The organism is Peribacillus sp. NPDC097198 (genome assembly GCF_044762055.1).
In the GTDB taxonomy this organism is placed as follows: Bacteria; Bacillota; Bacilli; order Bacillales; family DSM-1321; genus Peribacillus.
On sequence record NZ_JBIWDO010000005.1, the window covers coordinates 81,133 to 100,926 of the forward strand.

A 19,794-nucleotide genomic window follows, 5' to 3' on the forward strand; every position below is an offset into this window, starting at 1 on the left:
ACCTTTTTTTCCACCGGATAAAATTTGATAAGGGTGAAACCAAAGAAAGTACAAAAAGTCCTGAGAGAAGTTATTATGTGAAAGATGAACGGACACACACAGATAGCCTATTCATTCTACACGGCTGCGACCGGAAGGATCTATACGGGGAATAACCGGCCTGATTTACCTACAAAGGAGATGAAAATTCGCTGAAATACGGAATTACATAAAAATTTCAATCAATTGATTAAGTGCCTTTTTTAGTATAGGAAATATATATGGGTAATAAGTTGTTTTAATATATTAGTATTTTATGCCTCTATATTTGACAGGGGTATTATGTTATTTCACTAGTATTACTTTTTGGTATCGTACTTTCACCGATATCTATTAAAACAAAGAGCTCTGCATATGCTGATGAATTACCAACAGAAGTTGAAAAGGGAAAAATCCTATCAGTTTTAGAGATTATCCAAAATGGGATAGCAGAAGAGGATAATAAAATATTATTAGACTTAGATTATGCTAAAAGTAATGGATTATCTAGCACTGAAATTGATAATCTTAAACTAGCACTAGCAGATATTTCTGTTGAAGAGTTAAATGGGATTACAAATGAGTCAAAGTTTCTTGAAAAAGAAATTCTTAAACAAGATGATATAATACAAATTGAGGAACTTACAGCTGAGGCCAAGGGGCGCCATGCTGCTCCACCAACTGCACTTAAAAAAACGCTTAAAGTTATTTTTGGAACAATTGTTGGTATGACAATAGCAACTACTATTGTTCAAGATATGTACAAGTTGGGTGCCAATAAAGCTTGCCATAAATGGGGAAACAATCGACCTAAGGTTAAAAGTGCCTGTAAAACTCTAGGATACTGGTAAAATGATCGAAACTAAGGGGTGAACTTTTATGTTTAACGTACCTGAATTTTCGAGGGTGAAAAAATTAAAATTAGCTACACATTCATTACTTATATGTGTTCTATTAAGTTTAATCAGTTTAATCATTAATGATGTATTTTCTCTAGTGGTACATGAAAGAATTAATGTAAACCTATTCTTTATCCCTATTATTATGGTTTTTTGGGTTTTAATCGCTATAAATAAACCTACTTATCAAAAGTAAAAAGAGAATCTAGCTTACCTAAACGGATACCTATAGATTGGACACTTAGAAAAGAGTGTTTCTTCTATAGGTATTTTTTTAGAGAAGGCCAAGGTACGGGTTAAGGTAGCCTTAAAAATATTAGAGACAGCAAAGGCGCCTATACTGTGAAAATCTATTCTTTCTCAAGCTGCTCAATTTTGGTTGTTGTAGAAAAATATCATATATCTATAGATCATTGTGGTCTTGGGATCGGCGTGTCCCAGGCTTTGTTGAATTCTACATAAAGCGGTTTTGTTCGAGTATCGTATGAAGTACTTTCGGTTTAGCCCCTTTTTACAGAAAAGAGCCTGTTTTGATGACAAAACAGGCTCTTCACATTTATTCTTTTACTTTGATTCCATATCGTTTACGGTCTTGTTTCACTTTTTCAAGTTCGGACACGGTAACGAGTTGGTAGCCTTGCTGGTCCAGCTGTTTGATGATTTCGTCAGCCGCTTGGGCGCTGGTTTTGTAAATGTCGTGCATGAGGATGATCTTCCCGTCTTCCGCTTTGTTCATGACTTTGCGGACCACTTTCTTCTTGTTCCGGAGCTTCCAGTCTTCCGGGTCTATTTCCCAGAGTGCGACATCCATATCGCCTATATGTTTGCGGACCTTATCGTTTATTGCACCATATGGCGGACGGATAAGGGATGGCTCGTAACCGCTGGCTTTTAGGACGGCAAGTTGTGTTTTGTTAATTTGACTCTTGATCTTTTTCTTGTTTAGGCGTGTCAGTTGCGGATGATCCCAGGAATGGTTCCCGATTTCATTACCTTGTGCAATCATTTTTTGCAAGACCTCTGGATAGTGCTCGACACGGCTTCCTAATACGAAGAAGGTCGCATGTGCTTGATGTTTGTTCAAGGACTTCAGGATGGCCGTCGTATTGTCAGGGTGAGGTCCGTCATCGAATGTGAGGGCAATCACCTTTTGGGATGGATCGATCCAATCATTCTTTGGAGGAAGCTTGGCGACAATATGCTTGGGTTGCCTTTCCTTCACGCGATCTTGATTCATGTCCTTGTTTTGATATGTATCTAGCAAGCTATCTTTGAATAACTCTTTTTTGATAGCGATGGATTGTATGGTGGATGAATCTCCGTCTTTTTTCGGTTTCATATAGAAAACCAGCGTATTTTTCAATACGGAAAATGAATCAAAATTGTCCATTTTCGGATCTGTCATTTTCTTGATCATGTCATCGGTAAGTGTTTTGTCTTTCTTATCACTTAACTCTTCAAAGGCAATGTCGGATAAGACCGATAAATAATCAGTATCAGAATAAAAAATGTCATCTAAAGAGAGGATTTCTTGAGAGGGAATATCATATGTGAAAATGTTATATTCCGATTGTTTTTTACCTGCAATTTGTTGATATTTATCGAAGGAAATCGTGATGGTCTGTTTGCTGAAATGAAGGATTTCATAAGTGATGTTCAACTCAGAAGAAGCTTCTCCATCGACAGCCTTCCATTTCTTTTGATACTCCTTTATTTCTTTATGAATATAGGATTCTAGCTGCTCATCGATTGACTCTTGATGGAATATCGGCCTGCTTACTGAAAATCCACCTTTTGTATAATCGTTAACATCCGTTTGAATATCCGCATCCGGATAATTTTCATCTATGGAATAAGCGGAAACTGTATGCTTATTTTTCAACAGTTTAATAGCCAATCCGGACAAGCCCAAAACCACAGTTAGACATAAAAGAGAAATAAATACTTTTTTATAATTTGATTTGCTCATGATGCTTTCCCACCTCGTGATAATTCTACTATAATATAACTACAAAAGCCTTAAAAGTTTGTAAAATAATTCATTTTTTATAGGGTGAATTTTCCCTAGTGGTTTTTAACTAAGATATGACCTTCCTTGTGCCTATAGAAGTGGTATTTATTATCAAAAGTAATGGGACCGTTTCATGAAAAGCGGAGGTTGAAGTGTATCGTGGTGGAAGAAATGAACGTCCATGTTGATCTCTGTTTCTAAGCGGAAAAAGATTAGAGAGTTTTGGATTCATCGGCAGGAGAATGAAGCTTCATTTGATCGAGTTCAATCCTCAACTTCTCTGTTTCTATCAGATAGTTTTCGTGTTTGAGTTTTTCGAGTTCTATTTCGTCTTTAAGCATTTTATGCTTAATTTTCGCTTGTTCCTGAAAATGGTTTGTCACGATCGCGATAATAGGAATAGAGAATATCATGACAACGGTTATTGTGCCAACCATAATGTGCCCTCCCCTCAAGTGGAATTTTATGTCTTCTCTATATTATACAATTGTGGTTACATTTAGGAAGTGGTTTTGAAATGATTGGTTATTCCTTCGGAGGGAATAGGCGGAATGGCCAAGGGAAGGGAGCGGTTAAAATAAAAACTACGGAAATACCAGAGCGGAAATTAAGAGTTATACTGGCGCTAGCCATCATACTTGAATCCATATTTTTCATCGGCTTTTTCACCGGAGTTCTTTCTAACCTGCATGTCTATATAGGTGCTGCTACTGGCTTGGTGATTGGGTTTGTCAGTTTATTGATCAGCGCCTATTTACTAGCGAAAAAATCATATGGTGCCATCTCGCTATGCATCCTATTCTTTTCTGTATTGATCACTTTTTTCACGTTCGTTGCTTATTTTTTACCCGAAGCAGGCTATCCACCACCCATTCGTTTGTTCTTTTAATTTTATTGATTCTTTAGCGAGGTGATGACCGTGGAACTTTGGAAAAGTCTCCTTTTAAATGGTGCTGTTAAGCTATTTCAGAGGACAGAATTATTGGATGCATGTATTTCAGATATTTCTCGTGAAGGATTCGAAATCCATGTAATGGATTGTTCAAAGTGGGATTTGGAAAGTTACCATAATGACTTGGCATCGATACTCCACTTTCCGGATTATTACGGAAAGAATTTGGATGCCTTTCATGACTGTTTATCAGATATGGCCCCAGAAGGAAGAGGGATGGTCTTGGTGTTTAAGAATTACGACTTATTCGCAAATAAGGAACCGGAAGTTGCTTATCGATTGTTGGATATCGTTCAAACAAACGCTTGGCGATTTTTACTGGAGGACATTAAATTACTAGCTTTTGTCCAATCGAATGACGCGACAATCAAATTCCCGCGTTTAGGCGGCATGCCTGCTGAATGGAATAATGAAGAATGGCTGAATGTAAATAGAGGCTAGTATTTTGGAGAAGGTTGCTGCGGCAGCCTTTTTTATTTGGCCCCAGCACGTCAGTAAACTAAAGAAACGTTCAATGTCCTCATAAATGAAAAGATGATAAATGGTATGATTAAGAAATCATACATAAATAGGAGGAATTAATTCCTTGAAAGTAGTAAAAATCATCTTAGCAGCCATGGTTATTAGTCTAGCCACTTATAGTCTAAAAACTGAAACCGATTTAATGCCATATTATATGTTTTTCTTAGGCGCTCTGATATTGGTGACAGGGATAGCCGAACTTCAAAAAGACAAAAAAGGCTTTAAGGGACACCTGAGCATCGGGATTGCTTTCTTTGTTTTCTTGGTTTCCATCCAGAGTTTTTTCATGGGCTAACAGGTAGGCAGCCTATTTTGAAAGAACAATAAATGATAGAAGGGCATGTTTTGATCGGTTTCAAAACATGCTTTTTCTATTGATTTGAATCAGAGGGGGAGACGATGGTCAGTTTGAAATGATCTTCACGTACATTCCTTTTTTGGCTTTTCGTTTAGCGCTTTCGTTCATCGTTTTAATAGTTTCTGATAAGGTAGAAGCAGATTCCATATAGTTCATCCGTTATTAACACCTGGGGAACGCCTCACTTATCATGTCATGTCCATCCTGTTCACTTCATCCGTCAAACCCATCTTCAGCATTTCGGTTTTCACACATTCTTTCAATTCATCGTCTTCTTGTATGAGGTAGAAGTATTGCAAGTTTCGGATGGTTGCTAATTTGGTTGCCTCATCACTTCTATCAAAAAATTTCCCCAAGTCTTTTAGATTGATCGTTGAATCTCTGTTCATGGAAAACGTCTCCTGATTAGGACGGTCATCGCTTACAACCCCTAATGTATCAAAAGTAGGGAGGGAGGCCACTTTTTTTCTTTGCTCACGTACAGTGACTTCGACATATTCGTATAAATCATCAAGGGGTTTACGGTTGAGTTCTTGTTGGATCCTGTTGCAAACGTAGGCACTTTGCGCTGAAAACTCCGGATCCGCGGTTGCTTCTTTAGTGATCCAATCCAAAAATTCCTGATATTCTTCTATGTTTGAATAACCTAATAGGTTTTCGATCACCGAGGCATCATTCAAGGTCAGAATTACATCTATGAATTCTGCAAGATTTCTAGCTATGATTTTTACGTGATTTCCGAAATTCATGGGGCTCACGCAAACGATGAAGGCCTCGTCTAATTGTTGCACCCTGCCAAAATCGGTGAGGAATCCATAGTGAATCCCATCAGCCCCAATGCTTGCGAATGGGATGACATCATAGGGCGTGACATCGTAGGAATAATCATCATCTTGTAAGAATAGGGATAACTGATCGAATAAGCTGTATCCCTCCTTTTGTAAATCTTGATCTAATTTAGTCAATGCCTGAAGAGCATCGGGGAATTCTTTGTATTTTCCTAGAACATTCACGTTCAAAGCCTCCTATAAAAGAAATAGTGTTTCCTACTATATTCACTATCCTTCGTCATCAAGCCTGCTTTTACAGAGGAAAAATTATTAATGATTTGAAGGCATGCCAAACGGGAAGGCTCCTCAAAGAGTCCTCCCCGTTTAAAATGTTTCACAAATGACCGAACCCGTCCTGGATATGTCGTAATCACCCAATGCGTTGATTTCGGACTGAAAGGGTTTCGATGTTAATATCTCCTTAACAACCGTTAAGAGCTGGTCATTTTTCGGCGTCTTTAGAATGACCAAATCGTACCGTTCGGTTATTATTGGAACGAAGTCCACCCCGACGATTTTGGCCGCCTTTTCGATACCAATCCCAACATCCGCCAACCCTGCCGAGACAGCCGAGGCTACACTCAGATGATTGGTTTCTTCGTGTTCATAGCCCTTAAGGCTTTGAGCGGATATCTGATGGAGTCTAAGCTGCTCATCAAGCAGGATACGGGCGCCGGACCCTCTTTCCCGATTGATGATCGTCAAGTCCTGATTCAAGTCAGACCATGTGTGGAGATGGAGCGGGTTGCCCTTTTGGACGTAAAAACCTGCTTTCCTTGAAACAAGGTTGATTAACATATAGGGATATCCAACCAAAATTTTCTTTATGTAAGGCAGGTTATATTCTCCTGTATCTCCGTCAAACATATGCATGCTGGCGATATCCGCTTCGCCGTTGTACATCGAGATCAGACCGTTCAAACTGCCGGTGTAGGACCGTAGCGTTTTATAAGGTGAATCCTTTTCGATATATTGACCAAGAATATCTAGCACCATATCCTGTCCGCTTATGACAAGGTTATGCGATTCCTTCGATTGCGCTTTTGGATTTTCGGTAACCGGAATTGGGGTGGATGGGGACTTATGACCCTGAATGTAGTCGTCCAAATCTTTTGCATCCATTCTCATCTGCCTGCCGACCCGGAAGACAGGGAGCTCGCCTTTTTTAACCAAATCATAGATCGTTAGTTTGGATACCTTTAATAATTGTGATACTTCTTCAATCGTATAGGATAGCTCTTTCGACATGATGTGCATCCCTCCAACTTTATTGTATCCTAGTGGCTTACATAAATAAATTCCAAGAGGGGAAAAGTAAGTATTACATTTCATCCTTTTTCTTATTATAATAAGTTATAACTAGATATATCTAATTATAACTAGATAGAAAGGGAGATCGGTTTTGAAGAAATTATATCTTATCATCTCGATTTTATTTGTCATGGTAATCGGGGCTGGATGTTCATCGGATGAAAACTCCGAAACGAAAAAAAAGGAAGCAACGAAGCAAGTCGATTTGACCATTTCGGCAGCTGCAAGTTTGCAGGATGCCTTGAACGACATTAAAGCAAGTTTTGAAAAAGAAACGCCGGAAGTGAATGTGAACTATAATTTCGGAGCGTCAGGAGCACTACAACAACAAATTTCCAAAGGAGCGCCTGTCGACCTGTTTTTCTCAGCGGCAGAAGATAAATTCGATGCGTTAGTCGATGAGGGGCTTATCGATGAAAAACAAGGCACCGACCTAGTCGGCAATGAGCTTGTGTTGGTGGTTTCAAAGGAATCGGATAAAGGGATCAAGACGTTGGAAGATGTTACGAAAGCTACGAAACTATCAATTGGTACTCCTGAATCCGTTCCCGCAGGTCAGTATGCGTTGCAAACGCTGAAAAACAGTGGCCTTTGGGAAGAGGTTGAAAAGAACGTAATCTATGCCAAAGATGTTCGCCAAGTGCTTACATATGTGGAAACGGAGAATGTCGATGCAGGCATGGTGTATAAAACGGATGCGCTGACTTCATCGAAAGTGGATATCGTCACAACGGCTGGGGAAGATTTACATGACCCGATCATCTATCCAGCAGGTGTGATCAAGGATAGTTCACATCCAAAAGAAGCCCAGTTATTCTATGATTATCTCCAAACGGAAGAGGCCATGAAGATTTTTGAAGAATACGGATTTACGGATGTAAAATGATGAAGGGACTGCCGGTTAGGCGGTCTTTTTTTTGTGTTATCATTCAATTTTAATCCTTATTTAGAAACTTTTTCATGTTCGAATCGTATATAATGGGGTCACAGATTGTGATGGATAGGAGAATTGGATGGCTTATATAAGAAAACATGCTTACTTGAAATTCACCCTGTTCTTTATTGGCATTTTTGCTATGAAGGTATATTGGGATTTTAAAGAGGAGCATGAATTCCATTGGATGGAAAACTTATTTGATTCATTGTTTTACGTTACATTTTATACCTTTATGATGTGGCTATGGGCAGATAATAGTGATAAGAAAGGGAGCAAAGAAAACGAAGTAGGGGGAGGTACATCATGAGTGAGGGGATGGATTATCTTATCACCGGGATTTTGGTCATCGCATTCACATGCGGATTTGCCATGCAGCTTCAACAGTTATTACTGCTTAGAAAACATAACGAAACGATACAAAAAAGGGTGTTATATGGATCCTATTTGCGTTGCATCGCTTACGCCGGGTTTTTATCGACCTATATCTTGAATATCCTGATAGGTGCACAGCTTGTCCCGAATGCGTTTTTTACAGAAAATAACACGAGCTTGGGGTGTATACTTTTTCTTGTGGTTTTAGTGGTTGCTACTTTGGTAGTGGGTCCTAATAAATCAGAGCGTTTAAAGAAGGAGAAATTATGAAAAGGAAAAGAAAAATTATTATTGTACTGACCCTGCTTGTAGCCATTGTTATTATGATATCCGTGACTCCTCCGCTAGCAAAAAAGGTGAAGAGCAGTCCCATGCATGTTTTGTATACATATAACGTCACGAAATCCTTTTCGGAACATACGGATAAGACGGTTGAAGTGGCATCCGTGCCGTCAGGAGAAGTGAAGAAGAAAATGAATGGGGTGTATCATACGGATGTAAAGATTGAGGGAGCACCTCTAGATATTGAAAGTGTTGTGGCCGAAAGCTTAAATGAGCCGAGGGAGTACGGAGGGGAAAGTACACTGATTGGTCCAGATAAAGGATTTAAGGTGCGTAAATTTTATCGGACGAAGAATTACGATAAAGGAGAATACACTGTGACACGGACCAATAGAATCACGGGCAAGGAGAAGGAGTACACAGGAATTTATTATGAACCGAGTATTCAGGATCCCGTTATTAATTGGTCACGTGATTATAAGTGACGATCATTTGTCAATAAGAGAAGGCCGGACGATTCCTTTTTAGAGGAATCGTTTATTTAAGCTTCTGTTAAAGATTTGCATGAAGGTGGCTACTGACGCGGAAACTTACCTAGTGTGAGCCCGAATTGACTCCCATTAATCAATTCGGGCTTTTTAAAATATGTAAAATTTCACCTTGAATAAAGGTCATTGATGAATTCAGTGTCTTTATTGTTAAAGAATTCGTCTATTTCTTCTGCAGATGGCTTTCGTTGAACCGCAAAAGGGATTTGCTTCTTTTGAATCATTTCATCTATCTTCTTGATCGTAGGAAGATTTCCTTCCAAAATGCCTTCCCACATATCGATTTTCTTCCCATCTTTAAAATGGAGGATATACCTACCATTAAAATGACGTTTGTGGGGAATCTTCGTGGTGGTGGTAATGGAATAGTCGATGGCAACGCCTTGTACATCTTTTTCCCAGGAATACTCGGTTTCTTTCAAACTCCAGAACGATGAAAACTGAATCTTTTCGTCACTTACTACGAGGGCATGTGTCACGCCTAAATAAAGAAAGGGCAAAGAAATGAGGAGGGGCAATCCTGCTAATGTCATCATAAATTGAGCGCCCTTTTTGAATGACTGAAAGGATTTTTCATGGATCCCTTGTTTAATCGTAAAATAGATTCCCCACGTGGTGAGGCCATATACGACTGCACATATGAAATATACCCAATAGGAACTAGCGGGCGTTCCGTAAAACAGGACATCTCCCGTATCATGTATCTGCCTGTTGATCCAATAGAAAAGAAAGAACCACAGTGAAGAAAATAGGATGAACAGTAAGGAAAAGCGCCACCACACTACTTTCTCGGATGTATTTTTTGCCACAATGACTCCCCCAGTCGATCGATTATGATTACTAAACTATATCACGAAAATGGTAAAAAGAACCACATCAGTTTGTGTGTATGATCAAGAAGTGGGGAGGATGGTACTCGGCTAATTCCTTATATTGGATAATAGAAAGGGTTTTTATCGGTCGGTCAAGAATATATAACATAAGAGTATAGTGCTAGTGTGAATGAATGAAGCGGAGCGAAAGAGGTGAGTGCGGTAATAAATCGTTTAAGAGAAATCGTGTAAGAAGAAGGTGGTTCGTATGAGGAAAGTGGAGGTTGTCTCTCATCAGGAGAAGTGGCCGCACATGTTTCAGGATGAATGCGAAAAGTTACTAAAGATCTTTGTGAACGATATTTTGAACATCCATCATATTGGGAGTACAGCCATCCCTACAATTCATGCCAAACCGGTCATCGATATGGTGGTTGAAGTGAAGTGGTTGAATCGAGTGGATGAGTATAATGCGGATATGGATAGGATCGGGTATGAAGCCATGGGTGAGTATGGAATCGCCCATCGACGTTTTTTCGTGAAAGGTGGGGACAAGAGGACTCATCATGTTCATGTCTTTCAACGCGGCAATGAAGAAATTATCCGTCACGTACGATTCAGGGATTATATGATTGCCCATCCAGAAGAAGCGCATAAGTACAGCCAACTCAAGAAAAGGTTAGCGAAGGTGTTCCCGAATGAGATGGCTGAATACATAGAAGGAAAGAACAAGTATATACAAGAGATCGATAAGCGGGCAAAAAAGTGGGCCAATCCGCCTGATTGACATATCTACTTAAATAGATATAATGAACCCATGGATCATTTACTCATTTTTAAAGCATTATCTAATGAAAAAAGACAGTTAATCTTACAGTGGTTAAAAAATCCTGAAGAAAACTTTATTCATCAACAACATGATGGACAGTTCAATGATGGCGTGTGCGTCGGGAGTATCCAGGAAAAATCGGGTCTCGCACAATCGGTCATCTCCAGTTACCTTGATATGATGCAAAAGGCAGGGCTCTTGGAATCCAAACGGATTGGTAAGTGGACCTATTATCGCCGTAATGAGCAAGTCATCAAGGAATTAGGGGAGTTCATCAAAAAAGAGTTATAGGTAGAATTTCGCGGAAACTCTGCCTATTTTTTTACCATATCATATCTACATATTTAGATATGTTGAAATGAAATTGTTGGAAGAAGGGATAACACACATGAAAAACACGAATAAACAACTTCAAGACCTTTCTTTATCCGTTTTGGATTTAGTGACGGTTTTACAAGGAAAAGTGCCTGCGGATTCCTTTCACAATGGACTCGCTCTGGCTAGAAAAGTAGAGGACTTTGGCTACGAACGATATTGGTTGGCAGAGCACCATAATAGCCCAGGTGTCGCAAGTTCGGCCACTTCGCTATTAATCGGTTATATCGCCGGCGGTACAACCAAAATCAGAGTCGGTTCTGGAGGAATCATGCTACCGAACCATGTACCGCTAGTGGTCGCTGAACAATTCGGGACGCTGGAATCGCTCTACCCGGGCAGAATTGATTTAGGCTTGGGACGAGCACCAGGAACGGATCAAATAACAGCACGGGCCCTACGACGGAATGTCGGTGGCTCCGGGGAAGACTTTCCTTCCAATATAGTCGAGTTGCAAAACTATTTAAGCACGAATAAATCCGGTCCAGTCCGGGCGTTTCCTGGAGAAGGCACGAATGTCCCTCTATGGATACTCGGATCGAGTCTATTCAGTGCAAGACTTGCCGGCATGATGGGCTTGCCATATGCGTTTGCGAGCCACTTTGCTCCATCGTATTTAAAGGACGCGCTAAAGCTCTATAAAGATTCCTTCCAACCATCTGAACAGTTAAAGGAACCCTATGCAATCGCCTGCGTGAATGTAGTGGCAGCCGATACGAATGAGGAAGCCGAACGCTTGGCGACTTCCCTGAAATTGTTCTTCCTAAACGTGATCAGGGGAGGGCAGGAACTGTTGAAACCGCCTGTCGAGAACCTGGATACGTACTGGAGTCCATACGAAAAAGCCGCCGTCAATCAGATGTTGGAGTACACATTCGTTGGTGATTCCACTAAAATCAGCCATGAACTACAAGCATTTCTTGATGAAACGCAAGTGGACGAGATCATGGTCTGCTCACATATTTACGATCACGAAGCACGTGTTCGTTCGTACGAAATCATGTCGCAAATTGTTAAAACTAAATGACGACCTACCCCCGGGTGCACCTGCATCCGGGGGTTTTTCTGTGTTGATGGAGCTTTGGTAGTGGCGGCGTTTGACCGATAAATAGTGGGATTTGACCGATAAACCACGGATATTGACCGATAAATGCTGCAACTTGACCGATAAACCATCGAAATGGGCCGATATGAAGAAGGTTTATCGAAAAATAGCAAAAAACTCATCAACAAAAGAGACCTAAACTTTGTTGATGAGTCCGATATCGCCGAAAACCCCTCATAATGCGTAATAATCACTGAAAATGCACCTTTTATTATATTAATATAGTAAAAATAACGAACGTATTAAATTTATGGTCGTTATTAAGAACAAAAATAAAAAGTATAGATGCATAAACATGCATAAAATCAGCCGAGCTGTTTTCTTTGTTTCAGTTTTTCGACTAGTACAGTGTGTAGGTGAATACCGAATTAGGTAAATAAGGTACTACTTGTCCATTTCTTGTGTAAATACCAAAGGCGAGCATTAGCCTTCATTTTGGTCGTATTTTATATAATTTAACTAAACATACAAAAATAACCATATTTATCATACTATAAACACAACCATTATATCTCGGAGATTTTCGAAAAAAGTCATGTTTGTTAAAATGCAGAGTAGTGTGTGTGCTTTAATAGTAGGGCTGAGTTGAGATCAAACAAAATAGCATGTATCCCGCCCGAAGGAGAACTACTTAAAAGGCGTTCAAGCTCTTAAAAACGAAGGATTTATTTAGAAGGTAAATGTAATTTGATTCGGACAAACAACCTTGAACAAGCAATCTCTTTATCTAATAAAAAAAGAAGAAGCAACCATGTTCCATCTGGTTACTTCTTCTTTTATAGAAAATGCGAATACATCTATGTCAGTTGTCAGAATAGTGGCTGACACAGGGATGTGATGCAGTTGGATTCGAATACCCTACTATTATTGTGCGGATTTTAATAGTTCTATGACCTTTTTCGCAACGGCCGCGCCTGATGCTGGATTTTGTCCAGTGACAACGCGATTATCAGCTACAGCAAATGCTGCCCAGTCATCGCCCTTCACGTAATTGGCTCCTCTATTGACAAGCTCATCTTCTGTTAAGAATGGAACCGCTTTGTCTAGTCCAAGTGCGATTTCTTCCGTATTTGCAAAGCCTGCAACCTTTTTCTCAGCAATTAAATAGTTACCTTCTGCATTTTTAATATTTAATAAGCCTACAGAACCATGGCATACAGCTGAGACGATTCCGCCATTCTCATGGATTGCACTAGCGATACTTTGTAACTTTTCATCTTCAGGGAAATCCCACATTACCCCGTGCCCACCTGTATAATAAATGGCATCATAATCTTTAGGATTAATCTCATCTGCCGATAAAGTAGTGCCTAGTTTCGTTAAGAATTCATTGTTTGAATAATAGTTCCAATCCAATTCAGTCATTTGATCGGCTTCCAAGCTGTGTGGATCAATCGGTGTAAACCCACCTTTAGGACTAACGTAATCGATTTTATAGCCTTCTTTTTCCACCTCGTCCACGAAGTGAACGGCTTCTCCCAACCATAATCCTGTTGCACGTTCCTGATTTGGATATTTAGAAACATTAGTGACTACTACTAAGATATTTTTCATTATACATTCTCCTTTTTGTTTGATAGTATTTACCTTAAAGGTTAAACCATACTTTAAGTCAAGGAGGAAGCATTTTGTATTCCATTCAAGAAGCTAGCCGGTTAGCTCAGGTTCCTTCAAGCACTATTCGATATTATGAAAAGATAAACGTACTTCCTCCTATTAAAAGAAATAAACAAGGCCATCGTACATTCGATGATAAAGACATAGAAATCCTTAATTTAATAAGATGTTTCCGAAATCTAGGCATGTCGATTGAAGAGATACGAGTCAGCATGTCATCCATACAATTAGAACATGAAGATATAAACACTAAAGAAATTTTGTTTCAGCATAAGAAAAAATTAGAGGAGCAAATTGGTATTTTGAATGCTTATATTCATGAAATCGAGAAAAAAATAGTTAATTAAAAGTGCTCCTTGAAAAAACGACCGAAGGCTTTGTGCCCCGGTCGTTTTTAAATCTTGGTGGATTAAGATGACATCGTAATTCCACCGTTGATATGAATGCATTGTCCTGTAATGTAGGCACCTTCATTCGATGCGAGTAAAACGTAGGCTCCGGCGTGGTCGGCTGGTTGACCTGGGCGGCCGAGTGGTGCCTCGGTGCCGAATTCAGCTACGGATTTTTCATCGAATGTCGCTGGAATAAGTGGAGTCCAGATTGGGCCTGGCGCTACCATGTTGACACGGATTCCTTTACTTGCCACATTCTGTGCGAGGCTTCGAGTGAATCCGACGATTGCACCTTTTGTCGCAGTGTAATCCATCAATGTCGCGTGTCCTCTATAAGGGTTGATGGATGTCGTGTTGATGACCGAATTGCCTTGTTTCATATGTGGAACCGCATATTTGCTCATGTAAAATACGGAATAGATATTGGTGCGGAACGTTTTGTCCCATTGCTCGCCCGTAATATCTTCGATTTTCTCGGTCGGATATTGTACGGCTGCGTTATTGACCAGGATATCTAGTTTACCGAATTCGTCCAATGTTTTTTGAACTAATTCCTTACAATTCGATTCCACGGAAACATCAGCAGGAAGTAGTAGGCATCGCACGCCTTCCGCTTCAATCAGTTTCTTCGTTTCCTCTGCATCGCTATGTTCGTTCAAATAGTTTACGACCACATGGGCACCTTCTTTTGCATACGCGATGGCGACCGCACGTCCGATCCCGCTATCTCCACCTGTAATCAAGGCGACTTGATCTTTTAATTTACCGCTTCCTACATAGTCCGTTGGTTGAATCGGAAGTGGATTCATCTCTGATTCAATTCCAGGCTGTTTGGACTGTGTTTGTCCCGGTTGTCCGTTTTTTTGCTGTTCATAGATATTCAAAAAAATCTCCTCCTCCAAAATAGTAATCTACTAATACTTTAGCCATCGTGGAGGGCGGTTAAACATATAATTCCCAACGGATTAACAGGAAAACGGTTACAAATATCATCGCTGTTTTTTCCTTCTATATAGGGGACGACAAACAAAAAAATGCTTCGATTCCCTGTCTGCCCCTGTTATATGACAAGGGTTTAAAGGGTGATGCGTTATTGAGAACGAGAATACACTCCTTTCTCCCATTTCCAGCTGTTTTTCCAGGTCATTAAAGAAAGTGGAAGAAAGCCGATTGAAGGCTTTTCTCCACTATACTCCCTGAAAAATCATGAAGAGCACGAAAACTACGTTCACGGCTATCAAAATCTTACCAAAGGGATTTTTTATGGCCAAAATAGAAAATACAAGCGCTGCCAAGAAAGATCCAAGAGCGAGTTTTGGTGGGAAATAGGCAAAATCTAATAGACTTACCATAGGAAAATATAAAAGGAACATACTAACCAAAATAAAAATCATCGAAAAAAGCAAGGCCACCGACAGGTAAATAAAAGTCCTGATTTTCTTCATGTGTCGTTTCTCACTCGTACTATTCACCATTTTCCCCTCCTGATATAACGTGATTTACACCCTCTTCTTCTCCCACTCTTCAGCCAACATCCCATACACGATATGGTCCACATAATGGTCATATAACCATTCGGCTTGTCTGATACAGCCTTCATTCACGTACCCCAATCGTTCGGGAATGCTTCTGCTCTTTTTATTCGCGGCCGCCGCCCTGATTTCCACTTTGTTCAGGTGCAACTCGTTGAAAGCATAGTCGGTCAATGCCTTGGCCACTTTGGTCATCACTCCATTCCCTTGAAATTCTTCTCCCAGCCAATATCCGATATAGGCTGTTTTGTTTGCCCAATTGATCTGGTTGTATCCGGCTACACCGGCAATTTCCCCCTGATATAAAATGACCGTTGTCATGCTCGCATTATGAGCAAACCCGTTCAAGCAGTGTTGAATATAGGCTTGTGTATCCTCAATCTTGGTTGTCCTATCCAACCATGGCAGCCATTCTCGTAAATAATTTCTTGATAGGTCCGTTAGCTGGAGAATTTTCTTCGCATCCTTCATTTCTAGCATCCTCAAAGAAACTTCTTCATCAATCTTATGTATAAACATCTCTTTACCTCCTACTTATTTCCTTATTATTGAACTATTTTACTATAAAATGGAGGTAAGGTTGAAAAGAATTTATGAACGAGGGAACTTTATCCATATTTAGATGCTCTACTTATAAAAGGGGAAATTGGAAAGGAGAGACTAGCATTTGTGATCACATCGATTTCGGAGAATAAGGTATTGGCGAAAATAAAGAAGCAAGATATGAACGCTGTGATAGATTGGTTTACTACTAGACAATCGAAGTTTTATAAACTGGGGTGGTCGTATCTGAAGAACCATCAGGATGTAGAGGATGTTTTTCACAATACGATCATGAAGGTGCATGCCAAAATCGGTCAGTTGAAGGAAGACCGATCGTTTGAATCATGGGTCACTTCGATATTCATCAATGAGTGCCGGGCCATTTATCGGAAAAGGAAGCCTAGTGAAATGGAATTCTCACAAGATATGGGGGCGGCTTCTCACTTTCAGGATGAGTTGGAAATGTTGGATGACCTGGACTGCCTGGATGAAAAGTATCGGGAAATGATCATGTTACGGTACCTTCAAGGCTATTCACAAAAGGAAATAGCAGCCATTTTTAAACTGCCGGTCGGGACCGTTAAATCCAGAATATATAGAGGACTTTTGATGCTGAGAAAAATAATCGAAGGCGGTGACGCAGATGAAGTGTAAAGATGTACAAGCCGATTTACTGGATTATCTGGAAGGCGTTCTAGATGAGATGAGAACAAAAGAGATGGAAGAACACATACAGGAATGTGAAGGCTGCCGAAAGGAAATGAACGGGTTGAAACAGGTGATTGCGAGCCTTGAGTCAGGAAATGATAGCATAATAGTTCCGGAGGATTTCATGACTAGGGTTCGCACTAGGGTTTCCACCACGCAAAAAGGCAGGCGCACGTTTATACCCAACCATCGACTTCGGGTGATGATGGGGATGGCCGCCGCGTTATTCTTACTAATATTCATGGGGACGGCGGTAGCAACGAATGGCTTTGGAAGTGTGATGGATTGGTGGAAGGATTCAACCAACAAGCAAACTGAGCAGGTGGAAAGCTATATCGAGCAGGGGCTTGGAGAGAAGTTGAACCTTGTGGCTGAAAGTAATGGGGTGAAGGTGACCATTACGAATGTGGTGGCCGATGACATCCAGACGCTGATTTATTATGAAGTGGAAGATAGAAAGAAGGAGAACAAATATGGCATCAATTTCACTGAAGGGATGAAAATCGCTAATCAAGATCGAGATTGGGACAAGGAAGATGATTCTACGTTTTCACCCATCAATAGTAGTTTGGCCCTCTATTCGGAAAAGGATTATGTGTATAAAGGCGAGCTTGGCGCGTTACCGATGTCCGCTGACGAAGGAACGATTCAAGTGGAGCTTACTAAGCTGGAGAAGATGATAAATTCACCAGACGGAGAAGTTTCTCAAGGCATTCCTAATGGAAGTGGGGACTTCTTTGAAGGAAAATGGCAGTTTGACATTCCTGTGAAGAAACACCCGGCCCTTGTGTATAAGATTAAAAAGGGAACGAAGATCGAAGAAAATCCGGTTATAGTTGATAAAGTGACGATCGCCCCGACGGCGACAATCTTATCCTATCGCTATCGGAACGATAATGATGAGAAAAACATGGAGTACCTTCAAATGGCCAGTATTGAAAGTAACGGAGCGTTTGTTTATCCAGTAATGGGTAGCGGTGGTGGGGGTGGGAGCATAGATGGCTGGGAATCAACGGATGCTACTTTTGAATCCCTCTATTTCGATCATCCAAAGGAAATCCGCGTTCATATGGGTCCCGCTTCTTTTTTTGTTGAAGATTCAGCCCGGTTCGCAATTGACCCTTCAAAAGAACTTCCACAAACAATTGAATATCTAGGGAATGACATTTCCATCGATTCAATAAAGGTCGGAAAGCCTACTGAAGTCGTGATGACCGAAGAACTTCAACCCAAGCGGAAATACGAAACGCTCCATTATCATTTCTATGATAAAGATGGGCAAGGGTCATCAGGCGATATCAGGGATGGCTACTACAGAGATAAAGAGGGGCAAACATATAAAGCGAGTGAGAATTTCCACCGGATAAATGAATGGGAGCAACCGAGATTCTTCTCGACCGATCATCAGATTGAGCTATCAACGGATGATGAAAAGGAACCTTTTGTCCCCATCGGGATAGAAATTGAGGGATATTCCATCACGACCTTTTACGACCAAGTGATTGAGATTCCGTTGGAGTGAAGTCGCAAGTGAAAGTCTGATACGCTGTCAAATCGTATCAGACTTTTATATTTACAGATTTCCCTTTTATATTATGGCTATGTTAAAGTTATTGTTTGATTTAAAAAAGCACATAAAAACCTTTAATAAAGACATTGATTTATTCTTCGACCAAAGCTCTGTTAGTGAAGTAAGAAATAACGAAGCCAACTAATCCAAGTAATGTTTGGATGATGCTTAATATCAGAAATTGTCCTGTTGGTAAGTACCATTCTCCCACCAACCTAGTTGATATAATCGTACAGAAGAAAAGCAAAGCACCCATAGTTAAGGTCATTATAAATATTATTTTTTCTTTCTTTATAAATCCCCAAATGGAAGCAAAGGCATTTCCCATTCCAAAAATAATCATTCCAAATGAAGCTAGGCTCGCCCAACTATTAAATGGCAATTTACCTATCCACTCAGGTGGGAATGTTTCGAAAACTCCTCTTCCTAAAAGCATTGACACACCCATATAAAAAGCTCCTAAAGACAACAATAAATTGTAAAAATTCAAAATGTTTTTTAGTAACATACTTTTAATCCCCTTTCATTCCCACTTTAAATTATCATTCGCTTGGTGAATACTAATACCATACATTAAATATCCAAAATTTCCCACCGAAACTTATCAATGATTATCAAAAAAGAGAACCCGTTACTTTAAGCGAGGTACCCTTTATGTATCTACCACAGCTTTAGCTTAAAATTAAACCAGTTGAAGATCGCTTCAAATTTTATAAATAATATAGGCTGTGTTAAAGTTCTTGGTTGATTTTGAAAAACTCATAATCATTTGTTGTTTCCTGTTTATAATTTATGACATAGGGGTAAGTCACTAGCCTAAATACCTTTTCACCCGGTAGAGAAATCGGATTACCAAACGGCATTTGGGTAATTAATTTCCAGTTGGTTGGTATATTCCATTCTCCTTTCACTTCGTCATGAATTAGTGGATTATAATGTTGTAAAGATGCCCCTAATCCTGCTTCTTTTAAAGCTGTCCATATTAAAGCTTGAGGACCAAGATATAATCAAAAGGGTTGTGTACCCACAAGTCCCACCGAAAGTAGAGTATTCACTCACTGAATATGGTAAAACGCTTGAGCCCGTTAATGAATGGGGAGTTAATCATCTTAAACACCTTGAAGAAGTCAAAGATTGACTATAACTTGAGGGTCATCTAAATAAGTACTATAGAAAACCCATGACAATTGGTATGGGTTTTCTACTTTAAATCTTTAATAATGAGATTTCATCTCACCAAGCGTACGCTTCTCGCAATCTAGTTAAAAACA

At 39.9% G+C, this 19,794-nt stretch carries 23 protein-coding genes and 1 pseudogene; 14 read left to right on the top strand and 10 right to left on the bottom strand.

From position 1 onward, the window contains the following. Window positions 1-1,473: 1,473 nt before the first annotated feature. Both ACIQXQ_RS10370 and ACIQXQ_RS10375 read right to left on the bottom strand, forming a co-directional pair. Window positions 1,474-2,886 (bottom strand): polysaccharide deacetylase family protein, encoded by a 1,413-nt coding sequence (locus ACIQXQ_RS10370; protein WP_402957156.1) that lies wholly within the window; start codon window positions 2,884-2,886, stop codon window positions 1,474-1,476. 254 nt (window positions 2,887-3,140) lie between these two features. Further along, the gene (locus ACIQXQ_RS10375) at window positions 3,141-3,365 is read right to left on the bottom strand and encodes a hypothetical protein (RefSeq protein ID WP_402875029.1); all 225 of its coding nucleotides are present in this window, start codon (window positions 3,363-3,365) and stop codon (window positions 3,141-3,143) included. Window positions 3,366-3,445: 80 nt separating this feature from the next. On the opposite strand from ACIQXQ_RS10375, the gene ACIQXQ_RS10380 reads away from it, so the two are divergent. From ACIQXQ_RS10380 to ACIQXQ_RS10390, 3 genes are all read left to right on the top strand, one after another. After that, a complete protein-coding gene (locus ACIQXQ_RS10380; RefSeq protein WP_402957158.1) occupies window positions 3,446-3,817 on the top strand; it encodes a hypothetical protein in 372 nt (123 codons plus the stop codon). A 30-nt stretch (window positions 3,818-3,847) separates the two neighbouring features. Next, window positions 3,848-4,321, top strand: coding sequence for a barstar family protein (locus ACIQXQ_RS10385; RefSeq protein ID WP_402875024.1), 474 nt, complete (start codon window positions 3,848-3,850; stop codon window positions 4,319-4,321). Window positions 4,322-4,466: 145 nt separating this feature from the next. Continuing rightward, on the top strand, window positions 4,467-4,697 hold the full coding sequence (locus ACIQXQ_RS10390; protein ID WP_402957169.1) for a DUF3953 domain-containing protein: 231 nt from the start codon (window positions 4,467-4,469) through the stop codon (window positions 4,695-4,697). A 251-nt stretch (window positions 4,698-4,948) separates the two neighbouring features. Here the strand turns inward: ACIQXQ_RS10390 and ACIQXQ_RS10395 are convergent, their stop codons facing one another. Together ACIQXQ_RS10395 and ACIQXQ_RS10400 are read right to left on the bottom strand one after the other, a co-directional pair. Then, a complete protein-coding gene (locus tag ACIQXQ_RS10395) occupies window positions 4,949-5,773 on the bottom strand; it encodes a hypothetical protein (protein ID WP_402957173.1) in 825 nt (274 codons plus the stop codon). Window positions 5,774-5,914: 141 nt separating this feature from the next. Further along, window positions 5,915-6,838: a substrate-binding domain-containing protein gene (locus ACIQXQ_RS10400; protein ID WP_402957176.1), complete on the bottom strand. Its 924-nt coding sequence runs from the start codon at window positions 6,836-6,838 to the stop codon at window positions 5,915-5,917. Between the two features lie 154 nt (window positions 6,839-6,992). Between ACIQXQ_RS10400 and modA the strand changes: the two genes are divergently transcribed. The 4 genes from modA to ACIQXQ_RS10420 all read left to right on the top strand — a co-directional run bounded on the left by modA (window position 6,993) and on the right by ACIQXQ_RS10420 (window position 8,977). Beyond that, window positions 6,993-7,787: a molybdate ABC transporter substrate-binding protein gene (gene modA / locus ACIQXQ_RS10405; RefSeq protein ID WP_402957178.1), complete on the top strand. Its 795-nt coding sequence runs from the start codon at window positions 6,993-6,995 to the stop codon at window positions 7,785-7,787. Window positions 7,788-7,914: 127 nt separating this feature from the next. Further along, the gene (locus ACIQXQ_RS10410) at window positions 7,915-8,145 is read left to right on the top strand and encodes a hypothetical protein (RefSeq protein WP_402957180.1); all 231 of its coding nucleotides are present in this window, start codon (window positions 7,915-7,917) and stop codon (window positions 8,143-8,145) included. Further along, complete coding sequence (locus ACIQXQ_RS10415; protein ID WP_402957182.1) at window positions 8,142-8,480, top strand: hypothetical protein; 339 nt, start codon at window positions 8,142-8,144, stop codon at window positions 8,478-8,480. Before ACIQXQ_RS10410 ends, ACIQXQ_RS10415 begins: the two co-directional genes overlap by 4 nt. Then, window positions 8,477-8,977, top strand: a complete 501-nt coding sequence (locus tag ACIQXQ_RS10420; RefSeq protein WP_402875005.1) for a hypothetical protein — start codon at window positions 8,477-8,479, stop codon at window positions 8,975-8,977. The genes ACIQXQ_RS10415 and ACIQXQ_RS10420 overlap by 4 nt, the downstream gene beginning before the upstream one ends. A 170-nt stretch (window positions 8,978-9,147) precedes the next feature. Here the strand turns inward: ACIQXQ_RS10420 and ACIQXQ_RS10425 are convergent, their stop codons facing one another. Then, complete coding sequence (locus ACIQXQ_RS10425; RefSeq protein ID WP_402957184.1) at window positions 9,148-9,849, bottom strand: hypothetical protein; 702 nt, start codon at window positions 9,847-9,849, stop codon at window positions 9,148-9,150. 271 nt (window positions 9,850-10,120) lie between these two features. On the opposite strand from ACIQXQ_RS10425, the gene ACIQXQ_RS10430 reads away from it, so the two are divergent. The 3 genes from ACIQXQ_RS10430 to ACIQXQ_RS10440 all read left to right on the top strand — a co-directional run bounded on the left by ACIQXQ_RS10430 (window position 10,121) and on the right by ACIQXQ_RS10440 (window position 12,083). Next, entirely contained in the window at window positions 10,121-10,639 is a 519-nt protein-coding gene (locus ACIQXQ_RS10430; protein WP_402957186.1) for a GrpB family protein, read from the top strand. Window positions 10,640-10,669: 30 nt separating this feature from the next. Next, window positions 10,670-10,972 (top strand): ArsR/SmtB family transcription factor, encoded by a 303-nt coding sequence (locus ACIQXQ_RS10435; protein WP_402874996.1) that lies wholly within the window; start codon window positions 10,670-10,672, stop codon window positions 10,970-10,972. Window positions 10,973-11,069: 97 nt separating this feature from the next. After that, a complete protein-coding gene (locus ACIQXQ_RS10440; RefSeq protein ID WP_402957188.1) occupies window positions 11,070-12,083 on the top strand; it encodes an LLM class flavin-dependent oxidoreductase in 1,014 nt (337 codons plus the stop codon). A gap of 942 nt (window positions 12,084-13,025) precedes the next feature. On the opposite strand, the gene ACIQXQ_RS10445 is transcribed toward ACIQXQ_RS10440, so the two are convergent. Further along, the gene (locus ACIQXQ_RS10445; protein ID WP_402957190.1) at window positions 13,026-13,715 is read right to left on the bottom strand and encodes a type 1 glutamine amidotransferase domain-containing protein; all 690 of its coding nucleotides are present in this window, start codon (window positions 13,713-13,715) and stop codon (window positions 13,026-13,028) included. A 74-nt stretch (window positions 13,716-13,789) separates the two neighbouring features. Between ACIQXQ_RS10445 and ACIQXQ_RS10450 the strand changes: the two genes are divergently transcribed. Then, on the top strand, window positions 13,790-14,125 hold the full coding sequence (locus ACIQXQ_RS10450) for a MerR family transcriptional regulator (RefSeq protein ID WP_402957192.1): 336 nt from the start codon (window positions 13,790-13,792) through the stop codon (window positions 14,123-14,125). 62 nt (window positions 14,126-14,187) lie between these two features. On the opposite strand, the gene ACIQXQ_RS10455 is transcribed toward ACIQXQ_RS10450, so the two are convergent. Together ACIQXQ_RS10455 and ACIQXQ_RS10460 are read right to left on the bottom strand one after the other, a co-directional pair. Beyond that, window positions 14,188-15,054 carry an SDR family oxidoreductase gene (locus tag ACIQXQ_RS10455; protein WP_402957193.1) on the bottom strand — a complete coding sequence of 289 codons (867 nt, stop codon included), beginning with the start codon at window positions 15,052-15,054 and terminating at the stop codon, window positions 14,188-14,190. Window positions 15,055-15,669: 615 nt separating this feature from the next. After that, on the bottom strand, window positions 15,670-16,221 hold the full coding sequence (locus ACIQXQ_RS10460; protein WP_402957196.1) for a GNAT family N-acetyltransferase: 552 nt from the start codon (window positions 16,219-16,221) through the stop codon (window positions 15,670-15,672). 150 nt (window positions 16,222-16,371) lie between these two features. Here ACIQXQ_RS10460 and ACIQXQ_RS10465 point away from each other — a divergent pair, with 150 nt between their 5' ends. Together ACIQXQ_RS10465 and ACIQXQ_RS10470 are read left to right on the top strand one after the other, a co-directional pair. After that, window positions 16,372-16,899: an RNA polymerase sigma factor gene (locus tag ACIQXQ_RS10465; RefSeq protein ID WP_402957198.1), complete on the top strand. Its 528-nt coding sequence runs from the start codon at window positions 16,372-16,374 to the stop codon at window positions 16,897-16,899. Beyond that, a complete protein-coding gene (locus ACIQXQ_RS10470; RefSeq protein ID WP_402957200.1) occupies window positions 16,889-18,475 on the top strand; it encodes a DUF4179 domain-containing protein in 1,587 nt (528 codons plus the stop codon). The genes ACIQXQ_RS10465 and ACIQXQ_RS10470 overlap by 11 nt, the downstream gene beginning before the upstream one ends. A gap of 139 nt (window positions 18,476-18,614) precedes the next feature. Here ACIQXQ_RS10470 and ACIQXQ_RS10475 read toward each other — a convergent pair whose 3' ends face one another. Continuing rightward, the gene (locus ACIQXQ_RS10475) at window positions 18,615-19,031 is read right to left on the bottom strand and encodes a hypothetical protein (protein WP_402957202.1); all 417 of its coding nucleotides are present in this window, start codon (window positions 19,029-19,031) and stop codon (window positions 18,615-18,617) included. A gap of 223 nt (window positions 19,032-19,254) precedes the next feature. Next, window positions 19,255-19,515, bottom strand: a pseudogene (locus ACIQXQ_RS10480) (hypothetical protein); the annotation flags it as partial. Between ACIQXQ_RS10480 and ACIQXQ_RS10485 the strand changes: the two are divergent. Further along, on the top strand, window positions 19,470-19,661 hold the full coding sequence (locus tag ACIQXQ_RS10485; RefSeq protein ID WP_402957665.1) for a winged helix-turn-helix transcriptional regulator: 192 nt from the start codon (window positions 19,470-19,472) through the stop codon (window positions 19,659-19,661). The pseudogene ACIQXQ_RS10480 and the gene ACIQXQ_RS10485 sit on opposite strands and share 46 nt — an antisense overlap. Window positions 19,662-19,794 lie beyond the last annotated feature (133 nt).